This is a genomic window from Desulfomicrobium salsuginis (assembly GCF_054657795.1).
Map to the genome: position 1 here is coordinate 454672 of NZ_BAAHYA010000001.1, position 19530 is coordinate 474201.

The window sequence follows — 19530 nt, forward strand, 5'->3', positions numbered from 1 at the left end:
CTGGCTTTTCTCGCTGACGCAGCGGATCGCCTTCCTCGGGCGGCCCGCTACGATTCGTCCCGGTCAGCCAGGGTGGCCCTGCGCCACCCCCGCACGGAATTGATCAACCACATCCTGGAGCACCGGGACAGTTCCCTCGCCTGCACGGCCCGCTCCCGGATGCGCCCCGCCCGCAGCAACGCGGCCCGCAGGGTGCCCGGCAGCAGACCGCTGTCCAGGGGCGGCGTCAGCAGGTCGCCGTCCAGCTCGACCACCAGGTTGGCGATGGTCGATTCCGTAACCTCCCCTCGCTCGTTGACGAGCAGCGCGTCTTCCACCCCTGGGACCTCCGCACGGGCCCGCTCATAGACGTCGCGGCGCGTGGTCTTGTGATAGAGAAACGGGGCGCGCGAATCGACGGGCGTACGCGCCAGGGCGACACGACACGGCCCTGGCGCAGGCAGGGCCCGCCGCTCCAGCCCGACCGACCCGCCCGCGTTGACCGTCAGCCGCAGCACGCCGCCCGTTCCGACCGCATTCCGAACCGCAGCCTCGATTTCCGACCGCAGACCTTCGACATCCAGCCTGAATCCGAAATACTCCGCACTCTCCGCAACGCGAGACAGATGCTCCTCCAGAAGGAACACCCCGGTCGCCCGGCTCCAGCGCATGGTCTCCAGAAGGGAAAATTCGGGCGCCGGCGCATCCAGCACCCGCGCCTTGAGCAGGGTTTCGCGGTACTCGTCGCGCGGGGCCGAATCCCAGACGATGCCCCCGCCCACGCCGTACTCCGCCGTCCCGGCCTTCCGGTCCACGAGGACCGTGCGGATGGCCACGTTGAAACGGGCCCGCCGCCCCGGCAGCATGACGCCGATGGTGCCGGTGTAGATGCGTCGCGGCGAGACTTCGAGCTCGTCGATAAGGTGCATGGTGCGGACCTTGGGCGCGCCGGTGATGGACGCGGCCGGGAACAGGGCGGCCATGACCTCGGCCGTGGACAGCGTTGTCATTCCTTCGACCAGGGAGGTCAGCTGCCACAGGGTCGGATAGCGCTCGGCCCGGAACAGTTCGGGCGCCCGGACGCTGCCCGGGCGGCAGACCCGGCCGAGGTCGTTGCGCACCATGTCCACGATCATGACGTTTTCGGCCCGCTCCTTCTCCGAACCCATGAGCTTTTCGGCCATGGCCCTGTCCTCCCCGGCCCAGCGGCCGCGGGGCGCGGTGCCCTTCATGGGCCGCGACCGGACCATCTCGCCCTCACGTTCGAAGAACATCTCGGGCGACGCGCAGCACACCGCGAAATCCCCGGTGTCGACATAGGCGCAGTGCGGCGAGGGCTGGCGGGCGGCCAGCCGGCAGAAGAGGGCCCACGGGTCCCCGTCGAAGCGTGCGCGCAGGCGGTGCGTGAAGTTGACCTGATAGGTTTCGCCACAGGCCAGGTGTTCGCGGATGCGGGCCAGCGCCCCGGCGTGGGCGGGTTCGTCCAGTTCGGACGTCCAGGCCAGGGCGGGAGCGGGAGCGGTGGCGTCAAGAAGGATGGTCACGGACGGCCCGTAGAGCCCAAACCGGGCCAGCGGGAAGGGCGCGCAGGACGCGGCGGGCATGGCCGCATCGAAGGCGCTTCCCGCCTCGTAGGCCAGAAAGCCGACGGCGTGCAGGCCCGTCCGCTCCACTTCGCCTTCAAGATGTGCCAGAAGGCCGGGAATCTCGTCATGGCGATGCGCTTCGAATACGGCCACGGGCAGCTCGTAGCGCACCCAGGACCCATGATCGGGGGAAAAGACGACGGCAGGCATGCCGTGGCCTATAACGGGCCGTACAGGAGCGCAACAGCGCGGGAGCAGGATGGTGCGGACGAACGTCCCCTAAGAGGAAAAGGCGCGAAGAAAAACCCCGCAGCCGGAAGGATGCCAGGTCCTTCCGGCTGCGGACACGCGAGAGGAGGAGGGTCAGACCATCATGAAGGCCACAAGCCGCCCCATGAATCGGACCACCTCGGAAACCTGATTGAGGATATTATCGCTCCAGCCATAAGCAACAAGAGTCGCCATCCCGGCAATCCAGAAAAGGTAACAGATCTGCTTCATGACACACCCCCGAAAGTCTGCTGGCAGGCGACCACATGGCCGTCGCCGTTGGCATCCATTGAGCAAAGCGCGTGCCTGGCCGCACGATGGGGGTCAACTGCCCGTTCTCCAAGGATATTGATCCGGCAGTGATGAATGATGAGAGTTTTGATCCGAAATGCGCGCGCAAAGACCGTACGCGGTGCGCAATTCCTCTCCCACGCACTTACGCATCTTCTCCCATGGTCACGCCGCGCGCTTGGGCCGCTTCCCAAGCGCAGCAAAGGCCCGCGCAAAGTCGGTACGACTTCGACACGGGCCCTTGCGCTGCGGCGTTTTGGATACTGGAGAGAATCAGGGCTTGCCGTCGGCGTACATTTCGTCCAGCAGCTGGCCGAGACGGGCCAGATGGCTCTTCTCCTCGCTGGCGATCTGTTCCAGGATGGCGCGGTTCTCGTCGTCCGTGGTCCAGACGGCGGCGCGCATGTAGAGGTCCAGGGCCTGGGCCTCGATGGACATGGCCATGGACACGACGTCCACGGGGCTGTCCATGTCGGGCTTGAAGCGCTCCAGATACTCCTGGGTGGTCATGCCCCCTTCCATGAGCGGGGTGACAAAGGTGCACTCGAAGGCCCCCCGGTCGTCCTTGCCCGTCAACCGGGTGTACTCCTCGAACAGCCGGTCCTTGTGCTTGATCTCGATGTCGGCCAGCAGCCTGAAGACGCTCTTGAGCTTCTCGTCGTAGGCCCGCTCCTGCATGCGCAGGTAGAAATCGCGCAGCCCGTCCTCCAGGGAATAGGCCGTGGCCAGGATCTGCTCGGCGCTGTCCAGTTCGGCGAAAAGGTCGACGCCCTCCTCCTCGGGCCCGTAGGCCGCCTGGCCGGTCCAGGCCTTGAAACCGCCAGAGAGGTTGATGACCTGGTCATAGCCCTTGCCGGCCAGGGTCTGGGCTGCGATGCGGCTGCGGCCGCCGATGGCGCAGTAGACGAGCACGGGCTTGGAGCTGTCGATCTCGTGCAGGGAATCCGCCAGCACGGCCATAGGCACGAGCTTGGCGCCGGGAATGTGCCCCTCTTCGTATTCGCCGGGTTGGCGCACATCGAGAATGGTCACTTCCTGCAGGGTCTTGTCGGACAGATAGGCCCGGGCCTCGTCCGGATTCATGGACTGAACCGGGGTGAAGAATTGTTTCCAGCGCATGGTGCCTCCTCGAAAATGTGTTTGTTCATAATGCCCCCGGATGGGGGAAAATTCAATACACGGCCAGGGATTGACGCAAAAAGCGGCTTATCGTATTTTTACGAAATACGATTTATAAGTGGAGCCGATCATGAGCCAGGACAGACACGACGACGCCCTCGCCTCCCTCTGCAAAGCCCTGGGTCACCCCGCCAGGGTGGCCATCCTCAGGCATCTGCTGCAGGTCGACCGCTGCATCTGCGGCGAGATCGTCAGCATCCTGCCCCTGGCCCAATCCACCGTCAGCCAGCATCTCAAGCAGCTCAAGGAAGCGGGGCTCATCCGCGGGGAGATCGAAGGCCCGCGGATTTGTTACTGCGCGGACAAGGACCGGCTGGCCGAACTCAAAAACCTAGTCACCGCACTCTAGGAAATTATGAAACCCTTGCAGCCCTTTCCCATGGCCCCTTCCGGCCCGTGTTCAGATCCGTGCGCCCCCGGCGCGCCCTCTCCCTCCCCGGCACCGGGGGCGTGCTGAGGCCCGCCGCCGGCCCCTGGTGCAGGGGTGGACGACCTTCCGGGCTACCGCATCGAACACTACGTCGAAGCCTTCACGCCCACCGCCGCAGGGCGCATCCCACGCCTGCGGACCAGCCCTACGGCGCAGGACCGGCTCGGGACCTGCCGCGCCCGGCTGGGCCTCGACCGCAACCACTATACCGTCAACCCCGGCCTCTACGCCGTGGGCGCTCCCGGTCCCGACTCCCCGGTGGTCGTCACGGCCAACTACAAGCTGACCTTCGACACGGTCCGCTTCGCCCTGGCCGGGCGCGACGTCTGGCTGCTGGTGGTCGACACGCGCGGCATCAACGTCTGGTGCGCGGGCGGCAAGGGCACCTTCAGCGCGGCCGGGGTCAGCGAGCAGGTCAAAAAGACGGGGCTTGAGCGCGTCGTGTCCCACCGCCGCCTGATCCTGCCCCAGCTCGGGGCCAACGGGGTGCGGGCCCGCGACCTGCGCAAGGCCTGCGGGTTCGAGGCCGTGTTCGGGCCCGTCCGGGCCGAGGACCTGCCCCGTTACCTCGACCACGGCGTCGACGAGGCCATGCGCGAGGTGACCTTCTCCTTGAGGGAGCGCGCGGCGGTCATTCCCGTGGAACTGGTGCTGGGATGGAAGCTGATCCTCGCCGCATTTCTGGTGGCGGCCGTGCTGAGCCTCATCGGTCCCGATTTCTCCCTGCGGACCACCGGGCAGCGCTGGCTCATGGCCGCGAGCGCAACGGGCTTGGGTCTGGCCGCCGGAGCCATTCTCTTTCCCCTGCTCCTGCCCGCGCTGCGCACGCGCCTCTTTTCCCTGGGCGGCGCGGGCCTTGGCCTGGCCCTGGCCGTGCTGCTGCCGGCCATCTTCCCCGCACAGCCCGACATCGGGGTTCTCGGGGCGGGACTCTGGACCGTGGTCTTGGCGTCATGGCTGGGACTCAACTTCACCGGCTCCACGCCCTACACCTCACCCTCGGGTGTGGAAAAGGAGATGCGCCGTGCCATCCCAGTGCAGGCTGCGGGCACGCTCGTGGCCGCGGCCCTCTTTGTGGTCGGCAATTTTACGTGAGGACGACATGAAGACCTTCCGCCATCTCGAAAACGTGGCCACCCTGGCCTATGACAAAGAAAAATGCGTGGGCTGCGGCCTCTGCGCCACGGTCTGCCCGCACCGCATCTTCGCCGTGCGGGACGGCAAGGCCGAGGTTCTGGACCGCGAGGCCTGCATGGAGTGCGGGGCCTGCGCCTTGAACTGCCCGGCGGCGGCCATCGCGGTCACGCCCGGCGTGGGCTGCGCCGAGTACATCATCCAGACCTGGCTGCCGGGCAAGCGCGGGACTTCATGCTGCTGAATCCTTGACCGCGGCGCGGAAATGCAGGAATTCTCTGCCTTCCAAACCACGGAGGAATCATGCTCGACCGCACCGAAGCCCTGGCCATGATCAAGGCCACCGCCCCCGACCACCTTGTCGTCCACGCGCTGGAGACCGAAGCCGTCATGCGCGCCCTGGCCGCCCGCCTGGGCCACGACCCCGAGACTTGGGGCCTGGCCGGCCTGCTGCACGACCTCGACTACCCCCAGACCAAGGACACGCCCGAAAAGCACGGCCTGCTGACCGCCGAGACCCTGGCCGGAAAACTGCCGGGCGACGCCGTGCAGGCCATCGCCCGCCACAACGAGATGAACGGCAACCTGCCGCAGTCGGACTTCGATTTCGCCCTGCGTTGCGGCGAGACCGTGACCGGCCTCATCCACACCGCGGCCCTCGTCCGCCCCACGCGCATGCAGGGCATGGAGGCCAAGAGCCTCAAGAAAAAGATGAAGGACAAGGCCTTCGCCGCCTCGGTCTGCCGCGAGACGATCAAGGAGTGCGAGAAGATCGGCCTGGAGCTGGGCGACTTCCTGACGCTGGCCATAGGGGCGATCACGGGGATCGAGAACGAAGTAGGGCTGGCTGCGTCCTGACCTTCATGGAAGGCTTTCTCCTCCACGCATCCAACCGCCTGGAAAACCTGGCCGAACTGCTGGCCGAGGTCGTAAAAATTCCGCTGGACCCCATGAAGCAGGAGACCATCCTGGTCCAGTCCGGCGGCATGCAGCGCTGGGTCTCCATGCAGCTGGCCCGCCGTCACGGGATCTGCGCGGGCGTGCGATTCCCCTTTCCTGTCGGTTTCGCCTACGAACTCTGTCGGGAACTGCGGGCCGACCTGCCCCCCGAATACCCCTTGAGCCAGGAGCGCATGCTGTGGCGCATCACGCACCTGCTGCGCGGCCTGCTGGACGAGCCGGAGTTCGCGCCGCTGGCGCGCTACGTGCGCGAGGACTCGGAGCTCAAGTCCGTGCAGCTGGCCGAACGCATCGCCTATCATTTCGACCAGTACCTCATCTTCAGGCCGGAGTGGGCCGCACGCTGGGAAAACCGTGATCCGAGCGGAAACTTCCTCCTGCCCGGTCACCTCGCCAGCGAAGCCTGGCAGGCCCGGCTGTGGCGGGAACTGATCAGGGACATGGGCGGGGAGCATCGCGCGGCGCTGCTGCGGCGGGCCATCGCCAAGCTGGAAAAAGGCTCGTCCCTGCCGGAACTCCCCACCCGCGTCTGTGTCTTCGGCATCCCGACCCTGCCGCCGGTCTATCTCGATCTTTTGCAGGCTCTGTCCAGGCACAGCCAGGTGCACGTCTTTCTGCTCAGCCCTTGCCGGAAGTACTGGGGCGATCTTCTGACGCATCGGAAACGGCGGCGCGCCTACCGCGCCGGGGAACACGCCTCCCCGGAACGACCCGAGGACGCAATGCCGCTGGCGGGTCTTGGTGCGGTCGGGAAAGACTTTCTGGAACTGCTGATGGACCGGGACGCGCTGGAAACGGGGCTGTACGAAGAACCAGACGCGGGCACCATGCTCGGACAACTCCAGGCCGACCTACTTGATCTGGACGTTCGCGACGAAAAGACGGACTTCTCCGATACGTCCATCCAGGTCCACTGTTGCCACAGCCCCCTGCGCGAGATGGAGGTTTTGAAAGACCTGATCCTCGACCTTCTGGCCAAGGACACGTCCCTCTCGCCGCAGGACATCCTGGTCATGAACCCGGACATCGAGAGGTACACCCCGGTCATCCAGGCCGTGTTCGGGACCACGGGAGAAACGGACCTCCCCTTCTCCATCTCCGACCGCAAGCCGACCAAGGCCGCCGAAACCATCCGCCTCTTCCTGGAACTCCTGGAGTTCGGACAGCACCGCTTCGAGGCCTCGCGCGTCTGCGCCCTGCTCGAAGCCCCGCCAGTGCGGCAGCGACTGGGCCTGGATGCGTCCGATACGCAGCGCGTGTTGGAGTGGGTGCGCGCATCGGGCGTGCGTTGGGGGCTTGATCGGAATTTCCGCCGAAATGCGGGGCTGGGTGATTTCGGCCAGAACACCTGGGAGAGCGGCCTGTCCCGCCTGTACCTCGGGTACATGACCGGGGCGGCGGACCCGCTGCACGGCATCGCCCCGCTGGCACTGCGCGGCTCGGCCGAGCAGGAGCTGCTGGGCCGCCTGACCGCCTGGATCGACGAACTGGCCGCCCTGTGGTCCAGGCTGCGGGACACGCGAACGCCAGCCGACTGGCAGGACTGCCTGCTGTGGGTCATGGACGCCTTCTTCCCCCAGGACCCCGCCCAGGCCGAGCATCTGCTGGCCATTCGCCGGACCGTGACCGAACTGACCCGCGACATGGGCGATTTCGAGGCCGACGCACGAACCATGCTCTATCTCATCCGCAAGCGCCTGGACGAGAGCGGCGGCGAGTCGGGCTTCCTGGCTTCGGGCCTGACCTTCTGCGGCCTGAAACCCATGCGCTCCATCCCCTTCCGGGTGGTCTGCCTGACGGGCCTGACCAGCACGGCCTTCCCGCGCCAGGACACGCCTCCCGGCTTCGACCTCATGGCCGCCCGCCCCAGGCCAGGCGACCGCAGCCTTCGCGAGGACGACCGCTACCTGTTCCTGGAAAGCATCATCTCGGCCCGCGACAGCCTCATCCTGACCTACCCAGGCCTGTCCCAGTCCGACAACTCCGAGGCCCCGCCGTCGGTTCTGGTCTCGGAACTGCTCGATTTCCTGGACAAAGGCTGTACGGTTGACGGTCTTCAGCCCTCAAAGGCCATTGTTTTCAAGCACAAGCTGCAAGCCTTCCATCCGGACTATTTCAGCGCAGGGTCGCGCCTTTTCTCCTACTCGGCCCAGAACCGCGACGCAGCGCTGGCGCTGTTCGCCGAGCACCGGTCCAGGCAATTCTTCCCCGAGACCGATGCTCCCGAAGAAGCACATCCGGAGCAGGAGGTCGAGATCGACATCGAAGAGCTGACGCGCTTCCTGACCCACCCCTGCCGCCACCTGCTGCGCGCCCTGCGCATCGACCCAGGCAGGGGCGAGGACGATTTTCTGGACGAGGAACCCCTGGCCGCGCCCACGGGCCTCGAAGCCTACGGCCCCCTGCAGGACCTCCTGCGCACGGCCCTGGACGAGCCCGCCGCCAATCTGGAGGGGCTGCTCCTGGCCTGGCAGCTCCTGCCTCCGGGCCAGGCCGGGACCGACGCAAGCCGGAAGCTCTGCTCCCAGATCCGCCTCCTGGCCGACCAGGCACGGGCCGTCATCGGCGACGAAAAGGCCGCGCGCCTCGACCTGAAGCTGCAGCTTGGCAGGGTCACGCTCACAGGCCGCCTCGACCTCCACGGCGACCGCATCGTGACCTGCCGACCGGCCAAGACCAAAAGCTCGGACATGCTCCGCCTGTGGGTCCGCCATCTGGCAGCCTCGGCCTCGGGCCATGCCGCCCAATCCATGCACATCGGCACCGATGACTGCTTCTCCGCACCCGAGGCACAGGACGCCCGGAACCTTCTCGAAGGGCTGCTGCGGCTCTACACGCAGGGCATGGGCTCCCCCATCCCCTTCTTCCCCCGGACCTCCCTGGCCTTCGCCGAGGCGCGCTTCAAAGGCCGCAAGCCCAAGGAGCGGCCCGAAGCGCTGCAACAGGCCATGCGCCAGTGGGAAGGCGGCTTCATGGTCAGCCCCGAACGCGACGACCCGCACCTGGCCTTCCTCTTCCGCGACTCAGAGCCGGACTGGGAGCGTTTCGCGGACGTGGCCGAGAAAATCTACGGTCCCATTCTGGGAGGTGCCGAGTGATGGAGCCCATGAACCTCTGCACCGCTCCCCTGGACGGCACGACCCTCATCGAGGCCAGCGCCGGCACCGGCAAGACCTACACCCTGACCGGCCTCTTCGTGCGCCTGCTGCTGGAGAAGGGTCTGACCGTGGACCAGATCCTGGTGGTGACCTTCACGGACGCGGCCACCGAGGAACTGCGCGAACGCATCCGCAAACGACTGTCCGACGTGGCCGGGGTGCTGTCCGGTGAGATGGTGGCCGACGAAGAACTGGAATGGGACCTCCAGGCCCGCTTTGGCGGCACCGACGCCGCCCACCGTCTGGAACTCGCCCTGCGCAACTTCGACCTGGCCCAGATCTTCACCATCCACGGCTTCTGCCAGCGCATGCTCGGGCGCAACGGCTTCGAGTGCTCGGCCCTCTTCGACACCCAGCTCGAGCCGGACCTCTCGGACCTGCGCCGCCAGGTCTGCGTGGATTTCTGGCGCAGTCGCATCCTGCCCCTTGACGGCCTGACCGGCACGGAAGTGCGCAAGCAGCTGACCCCGGACCATCTCACGGAACTGTCCGGCCTGCCCTTCCTGGCCCAGCGCATCCGCATCGTGCCGGACAGCCCCGCGCCGGACCCCGCCCCCCTGGACCGGGCCGTGCGGGAGGCCTGCGAACGGCTGAAGGCCTCCTGGCCGGTTACGGAACCGGAGGTCCGAACGCTTCTTCTGGCCCGGACGGACAACTTCAACGCCCGCCAGTTCTCGCCGCAGAAGCTCGATCAGCGTCTGAAGGCGGCACGCGACTTCCTGAACGACCCGAGACTCGATGCCAGGGAGCAGCTCAAGGCCCTCGGCGAACTGACCTCGACATACGTGCGGGGCATGACCAAAAAGGCCTTCACCGCCCCGGAGCACCCGCTGTTCGACGAGATCCAGGATATCCTGGACCGTGTCGAGGCCTTGCGGCAGGCGCTGGGCCCCTTCGTGGTCCATCTGCGGCATGCCTTCCTCTCGGGCGTGACGGCGCGCCTGGACGACCTCAAGCGGCGGCGCAACGTGCTGGGTTTCGACGACCTGCTGCGCAACATGCACGCCGCCCTGGCCAGCCCCGAGCTGGTCGCGGCGGCAAGGGCCCAGTACCGCGCGGCCCTGATCGACGAGTTCCAGGACACCGACGGCCTGCAGTACGACATCTTCCGCACCCTCTTCGCCACCGGCGACGGGGAGAACAGCCTGTTCCTCATCGGCGACCCCAAGCAGGCCATCTACTCTTTCCGGGGCGCGGACCTGCACACGTACCTTACCGCGGCCGACAGCTGCGAACGCGGCATGACGCTGGGCGTCAACTACCGCTCCACGCCGGAGCTCATCGCGGCCGTGAACCGCCTGTTTTCCAGGCCTGACAATCCACGGCCCTTCCTGGACCCGAAAATCGGCTACCAGCCCGTGAGCGCCCCGGACGAAGAGCGGGACCGCTTCCGCGAAGACGGGCATACACCCGCGCCCATGGTCCTCTGGCAGGTCAAGAGCGAGGACAAGCCCCTGGCCAAGGGGGCGCTTGCGCCGCGCATCTGCCGGGCCGTGGCCGCCGAGATCAGCCGTCTGCTGCGGGGCGCAGCCGGAGGGAGCATCCGCATCGGCGACGCGCCGCTCCTGCCAGGGGACATCGCCGTTCTGGTCGAAACCCATGCCCAGGGCGAGGCCGTCCACCAAGCCCTTGGCGCGCTGCGCATCCCGAGCGTCGTGACCCACACTTCGTCGGTCTTCGCCAGCCCCGAGGCGGCGGAACTCCTGTCCGTGCTGCGCGGCATGGCCGATTGCCAGCGCCCGGCGGCCCTGCGCACGGCCCTGGCCGCACCCATGATCGGCCTGACGGCCCCGCATCTCGCACTCATCGACGAGGACGGCGATAAACTCGAGGCGTGGTTCGAACGCTTCCTCGCCTGCCGCGAACTGTGGGACCGCCGGGGTGTCATGGCCGCCGCGCGCCGACTCTTCACCGACCTCGATGTGCGAGGGCGCCTTGTCTCCCTGCCGGACGGCGAACGGCGCATGACCAACGTCCTGCACTGCCTGGAGCTGCTCCACAGCCGGGAACGCGAATCGGGCGCGTCCATGCACACCCTGCTGACCTGGTTCGCCCGGCGGCTCGGCACCGACAGTACTGAGGAATCCCAGCTCCGCCTGGACACGGACCGCGACGCGGTCCAGATCGTGACCATTCACAAGAGCAAGGGGCTCCAATACCCGGTAGTCTTCTGCCCCTTCATCTTTGGCCGGGCCAGATGCCCCGAGGATCGGGCCCTGATCCACGAAAGCGGATTGCTTCTCGACCTGGGTACGGAGGAGCTGCCAAGGCGGATAGGCCAGGCCCTGACCGAGGCGCAGGCCGAGCGCGTGCGACTGCTGTACGTGGCCCTGACCCGCGCCAAGTGCCGCTGCTACGCGATTTGGGGACGCATCAACGAGGCCGAGACCTCGGGCGCGGCCTGGCTGTTCCACGGGCACCGCGCCGGCGAAAACAGCACCCTGAACTGGGACGACGTCGATGAGGACATGGTCTGCGCGGACCTGCTCGAACTGGCGGGTGACGACATCGAGGTCGCGGAACTGCCCGACGCCGACCCCGAGCAGGGACCGCCACAATTCACCCATGCCCCTGACCTGCGATTCCGGAACTGGGATCGCGTTCTGGGCTCCGGCTTCGGGCTGGCGAGCTTCACCGGCCTGACCCGCGGCATGGAACACGGAGCGCGGCCGGGCCTGGATGAGACTGATGCGTCCGGCATGGCCGCGGACGAGTGGTCCATGGCGAATTTCCCGCGCGGCGCTGCCGCCGGTTCCTGCCTGCACTGGGTTTTCGAGCGCATCGATTTCGCGGACGAGAGCACCGTCCCCGCCGCCGTGACCGAGGCGCTGGCCACGTACGGCTTCGCCCCGGACTGGCATCAAACTGTCCAGGACATGGTCAAACGGGTCCTGCACGCGGATCTGGGAGAAGGGTTGCAGTTGAAAGGCATCAAACAGAAGGACAAGCTGGTCGAGCTGGAATTCCTTTTCCCCCTGCGCCCCGTGACCCGCGAGGCCCTGGCCGCCGTGTATCGGGACGCGGCCGGGCTTCTGCCGCCCGACCTGCCGGAGCGCATGGGCAACTTGCGTTTCGAGCCGCGCCGGGGCTTCATGACCGGGTTCATGGATCTGGTCGTGCGCAGCGGTGAAAAATTTTACCTCCTCGATTGGAAATCCAACTGGCTCGGCCCCACTCCCGCCCACTACACCCAGGACGCCCTGCACACGGCCATGGTCGGCAGCCACTACTTCCTGCAGTACCACCTCTACTGCCTGGCCCTGAAGCGCCATCTGGCCCTGCGCAATCCAAAATTCGACTACGCGGAGCACTTCGGCGGCGTGCGCTACGTCTTCCTGCGCGGCGTGGACCCGGAGCGGCCGGGGCAGGGCGTGCATGAGGACCGTCCCGATCTGCGCTTCCTCGAAGCGTTGGACGAGGCCCTCATCTACATGGAGGACCGCTGATGTTCGCCCGCCCCGCCATCCTGCCCCGCCTCGTTGCCAGCGAACTCTTCACCGGGGCCGACCTCTACCAGGCCCGCTTCGCCGCCTCCCTGGCCCTGCCGGGACACGCAGACCTCGCGGCAGGCCTGACGGCCCTGGTCTCCCTGGCCGTGCGCGAAGGGCACGTCTGCCTGCACCTCGGCGATGAGGGCGTGCGCGAACGACTGGCCTCCCTGGGCCTGGACGCATTGGACGGCGGCCTGGACACGGGGGTGATCGGCGCGCCCGACTCCGGCCTGCCCCTCATCCTTGACGGGGAGCGGCTGTACTTCGCCCGCTTCTTCCGCGACGAGGAGTCCCTGGCCCGGGCCTTCCTGCGCCTGGCCTCGGCACCGCCCCGGAGCATCCCGGCAGAGCTGCTACCCGACATTTTCAAGGCCCGAGACGAGGAAACCGACTGGCAGGACGTGGCCTGCTTCGCGGCCCTGCGCAGCCGCTTCTGCGTCATCTCGGGCGGCCCCGGCACGGGCAAGACCACGACCGTGGCCCGCATCCTGGCCCTTGCGGCCCGCATGCACGCCGGCGCGCCCTTCCGCATCCGCCTGGCCGCGCCCACGGGCAAGGCGGCTTCGCGCATGTCCGAGGCCCTGGCCGCGGCCTTTCCGGGAGGAACCCTGCCGCCTGAACTGGACGAAAGCCTGATGCAGGGCGCCCAGACCGTGCACCGCCTGCTCGGCTGGGGCGCCGGGGGCTTCCGCCACCACCAAGGCAATCCCCTGCCACTTGACATGCTGGTCGTCGATGAAGCGTCCATGCTCGATCTCGAACTGACGGCCCGCCTGCTGGAAGCGCTGCCCGAACAAACCGCCCTGGTGCTGCTGGGTGACCGTAACCAGCTCGCATCGGTGGAGGCCGGAGCAGTGCTTGGCAACCTCTGCCGCGAGGACGCCATCAACGCCTTCTCGCCGGCCTTCGCGGCCGACGCCGCTAGGGCGGGGGCACGCCTGCCCGAGGCTTCATACGTCTCGGCCCTGACGGACCATGTAGTGGAACTGAGGAAAAGCTGGCGGTTCGGTGCGGACAGCGGCATCGCCGCCCTGGCCGCGTGCATCGTGGCCGGTGAGGCCGGGAAGGCGGAGGAACTGCTTTCGCAGCCCCATGACGATCTGGAGATGAAGGAGTGTTCCGGACACGCGGCCCTGGTCGCGGAACTCGCCCCGCTCGTGCGGGCGGCGTTCAGGGGCCTGAGCACGGAAATGGACCCGGTGCGTGCCTTCGAGGCGTTCGGAGCCCTGCGCCTGCTGTCGCCGATCCGCCAGGGCCCGCAAGGCACCGAGGCCTTGAACCGCATGGCCTGCGAGGCGCTCGGTGCGCCGGCAGGGGATGGATGGTATCAGGGCCGCCCGGTTATGATCCTGGAGAACGATTACAGCTTGGGTCTCTTCAACGGCGACACGGGCATCGCCCTGCCCGTCGGCGACACCCTCCGGGTCTTCTTTCCGGCCCCCGAAGGCTTCACCTCATTCGCCCCGGCCCGACTGCCCCGGCACGAGACCTGCTACGCCATGACCGTGCACAAGAGCCAGGGTTCGGAGTTCAGGCACACCGTGCTGATCCTGCCGGCGGAACCTTGCCCCATACTGGGACGGGAGCTCCTATACACGGCCCTGACCAGGGCAAAACAAAAATTTTCATTGTGTGGCACCCAAGAACAACTTGAATATGCCGTGGCCAAAAAATATAATAGGACATCGGGACTTGGACACATCATTTTTTCTTCACACCAAAATCCACATACTTTATCCTGACTTCACAAAATTACTTACAATCGAATACAAATTAAAATGACAATAAAATCTATATTATGGTTAACACAAGGAAAGGATACGCTTCCGAGCGTGAGATATCGCGTCATACCAATTGCGAAAGAAATAATAAAATACGGCATTGACGTGGATGTATCGAGATATCCAAAAACAATATTTGACAGAATACGATTCTTTTTGCAAAAGATATATGCGAAAAAAAAATTCGATATTTGCATAATACAGAAAAGAATACTTTCTGTAGCAGAAATATATGCACTGAAGATTTTATCCAGAAAAGTCGTCTTCGATTTCGATGATGCGATATGGACAGATCAGGACGAGGCCTCTGCGCCTGGAAGCGGCAAAAAATGGGATAATTTCAAAAAAAACGTCACCCATGCCGACATCGTCATCGCTGGCAATTCCTATCTCGCTGAAGCTGCGCAAGGAGCGGCTTCCGTTGCCGTACTGCCCACCCCCCTCGACACGATTGCGTATATCCCCTGCACTTCAGACATCCGCATCAGAAAATTCACAGTCGGGTGGATGGGAACTTCGAGCTATCTTTCAGGCCTGCAAAATATCGCAGAACAAATACAGGCTGTAACCGGAAACCCAATACAAATCGTATCCAATGCGCCCCCCACGGGCACCCTTTCAAAGTTCTCCATTTATGACGCATGGGCTCCTGAAAAAGAACTTTTCCAGCTTCAAAATTTTACAGTTGGATTGATGCCCCTCAGTGACACGCCGTATACACGCGGAAAATGTGGATTTAAAATACTGCAATATATGTCATGTGGAGTTGTACCTATCGCATCATCAGTCGGATTCAATAAGGAAATAATATCACATGGCGTGGACGGATTTCTGGTCGAGAGCGAGCATGAGTGGGGAGAATACGTATCAATCTTGCTCAACGATCAGAAACTTCTCAAGCAAATGGCTCAAAAGGCAAGACAGACCGTCGTCTCCAGGTTCGACATTTCCGGGATAACACAAAAACTTCTGAAGATACTTGCCCAGAACTGAAAAAGGACGCCACTCCCTAGAGAAGGCGTCCAATTCAGTACTTTTCTCTCGCAGATTTTCCCACCTTCATCACGCCCCGCTGTCGCGATCGACCAGGCAGGATCCCAGCCGCTATCGGTGGACGTCTCTGCCATCCAAGGGATCCCCGAAGCATCCCATAAACCGTCTCCCTCGCCAGGGGGGATGCGACATTACGTCACACAGCTCCTTCTCATGCGGGCAAACAGTTCTGTTGCCGGAAAATCGAGACAAACCGCAAGACCACTCTCACGTCGTCCTTCTTGCCAAACAAGGACACTGCAGCTACGTGAGTTGATAGTAAACCCGGGAGTGGCTTATGATACCGTTTCTTGCTTCATGGAAATTTCTGAAGTCGTGGCAGAAAGTCCTGATTTCAATCTTCAGTTGCCTTGCATTGTACGCTGCGTTCGGTTTTTTTCTTCTCCCCCCGATTGTCCGATACGTTCTTGTGGAAAAGGTTTCCCCGGCACTGCACCGTTCTGTTGACGCTCGAGAAATCCGCTTCAATCCCTTCACGCTGACTGCCGACATCACGGGTTTCACCATCGCTGAAAAGGATGGCGATGGCCAGTTCGTGGCCTTCGACGCCCTGCACGCCGACCTCGAGCTCAGCTCTCTGATTCGCCTGGCCATCGTCGTGCGCGACCTGAAACTGGACGGTCCGCGCATCAATATCCGCCTCGACGGGGAAGGCCGCACCAACTTCGCAGATCTGCAGGGCGACACGCACGAGACAGGCTCCGAAAAATCCGCGCCCCTCATCGTGCCCCTGATCATCGAGCCCATCTCCATCGGCAACGGCACCATCATCTTCGAGGACCAGGCCCGGGGCGTGACGCATGTCGTCGATGAAATAAACTTCCTGGTTCCCCAGTTCTCCTCGCGCAAGAAGGACTGGACGACCTTCATGACCCCGACCCTGTCCTTCCGGGCCAACGGAGCGCCGTTCAACCTCGAAGGCAAGACCATCCCCTTCGACGATTCCCTGAAGACCGAGTTCGAACTGAACGTCATGGACCTCGGCCTGCCCCAGTACTGGGCGTACGCACTGGCCAACGAAAACCTCCAGTTGGCCAAGGGAACCTTGAGCCTCGAAAACAAGCTCGTCTTCGAGCGGCACGAGGACAGTTTGCCGACCTTTTCCCTGCAGGGCACCGTGACCGGGCGCGACATCGAACTGACGGACAACGGGGAACCCGTCCTCTCGGCGGCCAGCACGGAAATCGTCCTGGACGACATCTCCATCCTGAACCTTGAGCTCGGACTGCGCTCCGTCAGCCTGGAAAGCCCGTTCATCAAGCTCGTGCGCAAAAAGGACGGCAGCCTGAACTGGATGGGCTACTTCACCCGCGAGCCGGCCCCGTCAAACGCGACGGCGGCAAACGGCACCGTGTCGCCGAAAGCGGAAAACGCCACCGCGGGAACCGAAATCGCGGCAGCCGGAATGGGGAACGCCACGCAAGCCGCGGCCAACGCGACCGCGCAGGCGGGCAACGCCACTGCCGCCGAAACTGCGCAACAGCCAGCCAGGACTCTGCTCCTGCAGATTCCCGAAGTGCGGCTCACGGACGGCCGTGTCCTGTTCAGGGACGAGACCACGCCCACCCCCTTCACCAAGGAAGTGCAGAAGCTTGACGTGACCGTCACCGACCTGAGCACGGCCGCCAACGCGACCACCCAGGCGGCGGTGCGGGCCCTGACGGCCGACGGCGAGGAGATCGGCGTGGAAGGGTCCTTCTCCGTCTCACCCATTCAGGCCAAGGCCCGCGTCGAGGCGCACAATCTCGACATCCCCTCCTACTCGCCCTTCTTCCGGGACGCCCTGCCCATGACCCTGGCCGCGGCCAAGGCCGACGCTTCCGTAAACCTGATCCTGGACACCGCCAGCGCCGCCCCGCGCCTGGAAAATTCCAGGGTCGAAGTGCGCGGGCTGGCCCTCAAGGCCAAGGGCGACGCGGGCAACGTGCAACTCGGCAAGGCGGCTTTGGACGGCATCTTCGTCGACATGGCCGGGCGCGAGGTCCGTACGGGCATCCTCACCCTGGCCGAGGCATCCGTGACCACGGGCGTGGACGCCGCAGGCCGCGCGACCCTCGTGGCCGCCCTGGCCGCGCCCTCGACATCGGCGCCGACCAAGCCGGCCGGCAACGCCGCGACGAGCGTTGCGCCGGCCTGGAAAATCGCGAGCGGCGGAGCGGCCGTGTCCGATGTCCGCCTGCTGCTGTCCGGAAAGAAGGATGCCCCGATCCGCGTTAGCGCCCTGAAGGTCGGCCCCGTGAACGTGGACACGGCAAAGACGGCCGTGACCGTCGGCCCGGTGGACCTGTCGCTGAACCTCGACGTCGTCCGCGAGAAGGACGGGGCCATCGACTTGGCCAAGCTTTTCTCCCCGCAGGAATCCGCCTCCGACAAGCCTGCGCCCAAAAGCTCATCCCCGGCCTGGAGCGTTGCCGTGGAACAGTTCTCCCTGTCCGGGTCCGGTGTCTCCCTCACGGACCAGACCCTTGCCCAGCCCTCGCGCCTGGAGGTGGACCAGATATCCTTCCTGACGAAAAACCTGTCCACGGACCTGGCCAAGGCCATCCCCCTGGCCCTGTCCTGCCGCGTGGAGGAAACCGGGACCATCAAGGCGAGCGGCGACATCGTGCCCTCGACCATGATCACCAAAGGGACCGTCGATCTCTCCCGCATCCCCCTGTCCGTGGCCTCGGCCTACGTGGCCGACGCAGCCTCAGTGGATATCCCGTCCGGACGGCTCGGCGGCAAGCTGAACTGGCGCATGGGCGGCAAGGGCAAGGACCAGCTCTCCGGCTCCCTGAGAATCGATGACCTTCGCGTCACGGAAGGCCGGTCGAAAGCGGAAATCCTCGGCTTCAAGACCCTGGACGTCTCGCAACTCGCCCTGCAGCTCTCACCGCTGGCCCTGAGCATCCGGGAAGTGGAACTCGTGGAGCCGCGCGCCGGCTTCGTCATCGACGCCCAGGGCCGCACCACCCTGGACCGCATCGCGCCGCCGGCGAAAAAGCCCGCCAAGGCGCAGCCCAAGAAGGCGGACAAGTCCGAGGGCCTCAAATCCCTCGATATCGCGAGCTTCGCGCTCAAACAGGGCCGCTTCACCTTCGCCGACCAGACTCTCTCGCCGCAGTTTGCCTCCGTCGTCTCCCCGGTGGACCTGAACGTGCGCGGCATCTCCCTCGACCCGCAGAAACGGGCGGAGCTCGAACTCTCCGCGGTCGTGGACGGCTCGGCGGCCGTCAACGCCTCCGGCTGGATCAGCCCCCTGAAGGACCCGGTTCAAACCAACAGCACCGTGACGCTGCGCAACCTCGACCTGGTCGGCCTCTCGCCCTACTCCGCGAAATTCATCGCCTACCCCGTGGCCCAGGGCCAGCTCGACTGGGACATGAATGTCAGCACCGACGGCAGCAACCTGGCCATGCGCAACGCCATCAAGGCCCGCCGGCTCGAACTCGGCGACAAGGTCGAATCGCCCGACGCGGCCGACGTGCCGGTCAAGCTGGGCCTGGCCCTGCTGCGGGACATGTCCGGCAACATCGCCATCAACCTCCCGGTCAAGGGCGACCTGAACGACCCGCAGTTCAGCATCGGCGGCATCGTCATGCAGGCCTTTCTGGGGCTCATCGTCAAGGCCGTGGCCTCGCCCTTCACCCTGCTGGCGAGCCTGGTGCCCGAGGGCGCGGGAGACGTGAGCAAGCTGGCCTTCCCTGCCGGGCTGGCCACCCCGTCCGAGGAAACCACGAAGGGAATACAGGCCCTGGCCGACATCCTGAAGCAGCGCCCGGGTCTGAGCATCTCCATCGTCGGGCGCGCCGACCCGGTGGCGGACCGGAAGGCCATGGCCGACAGACAATTCCGGCGCAAGCTGCAGGTCATCAAGTACGACGACCTGTCGCGCAAAGAGCGCGAGCAAACCGTGCCGGAGGAACTGGAGATCACGGACGAGGAGTATGCGGACCTGCTCTGGGAGGCCTACAAGGACGAACCCGTCGAGAAGGAGAAGAACGCCATCGGCATGCACAAGGAGGTTTCGCGCGAGGTGCAGGAAGCCAAGCTGCGCGAACTCATAAGCGTCACCGACGAGGATCTCGTCAGCCTGGCGGCGAGCCGCGCCGAATTCGTCAAGAACCAGCTCGTGCAGGTCCTCGGCGTGGAGGCCGGACGGGTGTTCATGGGCAGCGCCGGGCCGCAGGCCCTGTCCGGCGGTTCCGAGGTGACGGTGGAGATCAAAAGCTAGGG

At 65.1% G+C, this 19530-nt stretch carries 12 protein-coding genes; 9 read left to right on the forward strand and 3 right to left on the reverse strand.

Going from position 1 to position 19530, the window contains the following annotated elements; genetic code table 11:
• Positions 1-47 precede the first annotated feature (47 nt).
• The 3 genes from pabB to ACYQ3G_RS01995 all read right to left on the reverse strand — a co-directional run bounded on the left by pabB (position 48) and on the right by ACYQ3G_RS01995 (position 3245).
• The gene (gene pabB, locus ACYQ3G_RS01985; protein WP_459821909.1) at positions 48-1775 is read right to left on the reverse strand and encodes an aminodeoxychorismate synthase component I; all 1728 of its coding nucleotides are present in this window, start codon (positions 1773-1775) and stop codon (positions 48-50) included.
• 153 nt (positions 1776-1928) lie between these two features.
• Entirely contained in the window at positions 1929-2066 is a 138-nt protein-coding gene (locus tag ACYQ3G_RS01990) for a hypothetical protein (RefSeq protein WP_156902640.1), read from the reverse strand.
• Positions 2067-2399: 333 nt separating this feature from the next.
• Positions 2400-3245, reverse strand: coding sequence for a rhodanese-like domain-containing protein (locus ACYQ3G_RS01995; RefSeq protein WP_028578446.1), 846 nt, complete (start codon positions 3243-3245; stop codon positions 2400-2402).
• Between the two features lie 130 nt (positions 3246-3375).
• On the opposite strand from ACYQ3G_RS01995, the gene ACYQ3G_RS02000 reads away from it, so the two are divergent.
• The 9 genes from ACYQ3G_RS02000 to ACYQ3G_RS02040 all read left to right on the forward strand — a co-directional run bounded on the left by ACYQ3G_RS02000 (position 3376) and on the right by ACYQ3G_RS02040 (position 19528).
• Positions 3376-3654 (forward strand): ArsR/SmtB family transcription factor, encoded by a 279-nt coding sequence (locus tag ACYQ3G_RS02000; RefSeq protein ID WP_459821911.1) that lies wholly within the window; start codon positions 3376-3378, stop codon positions 3652-3654.
• A gap of 6 nt (positions 3655-3660) precedes the next feature.
• The gene (gene hgcA / locus ACYQ3G_RS02005) at positions 3661-4830 is read left to right on the forward strand and encodes a mercury methylation corrinoid protein HgcA (RefSeq protein ID WP_459821913.1); all 1170 of its coding nucleotides are present in this window, start codon (positions 3661-3663) and stop codon (positions 4828-4830) included.
• Between the two features lie 7 nt (positions 4831-4837).
• A complete protein-coding gene (gene hgcB, locus ACYQ3G_RS02010; protein ID WP_459821915.1) occupies positions 4838-5113 on the forward strand; it encodes a mercury methylation ferredoxin HgcB in 276 nt (91 codons plus the stop codon).
• Positions 5114-5172: 59 nt separating this feature from the next.
• Positions 5173-5727, forward strand: a complete 555-nt coding sequence (locus ACYQ3G_RS02015; RefSeq protein WP_459821917.1) for an HD domain-containing protein — start codon at positions 5173-5175, stop codon at positions 5725-5727.
• 5 nt (positions 5728-5732) lie between these two features.
• Entirely contained in the window at positions 5733-8927 is a 3195-nt protein-coding gene (gene recC / locus ACYQ3G_RS02020) for an exodeoxyribonuclease V subunit gamma (protein WP_459821919.1), read from the forward strand.
• Positions 8927-12433: an exodeoxyribonuclease V subunit beta gene (gene recB / locus ACYQ3G_RS02025; protein WP_459824153.1), complete on the forward strand. Its 3507-nt coding sequence runs from the start codon at positions 8927-8929 to the stop codon at positions 12431-12433. The genes recC and recB overlap by 1 nt, the downstream gene beginning before the upstream one ends.
• Positions 12433-14220: an exodeoxyribonuclease V subunit alpha gene (gene recD / locus ACYQ3G_RS02030; protein ID WP_459821921.1), complete on the forward strand. Its 1788-nt coding sequence runs from the start codon at positions 12433-12435 to the stop codon at positions 14218-14220. The genes recB and recD overlap by 1 nt, the downstream gene beginning before the upstream one ends.
• A gap of 90 nt (positions 14221-14310) precedes the next feature.
• Positions 14311-15252 (forward strand): glycosyltransferase, encoded by a 942-nt coding sequence (locus tag ACYQ3G_RS02035; RefSeq protein WP_459821923.1) that lies wholly within the window; start codon positions 14311-14313, stop codon positions 15250-15252.
• Positions 15253-15589: 337 nt separating this feature from the next.
• Positions 15590-19528, forward strand: a complete 3939-nt coding sequence (locus ACYQ3G_RS02040) for a DUF748 domain-containing protein (protein WP_459821925.1) — start codon at positions 15590-15592, stop codon at positions 19526-19528.
• The last annotated feature ends 2 nt before the right edge of the window (positions 19529-19530 follow it).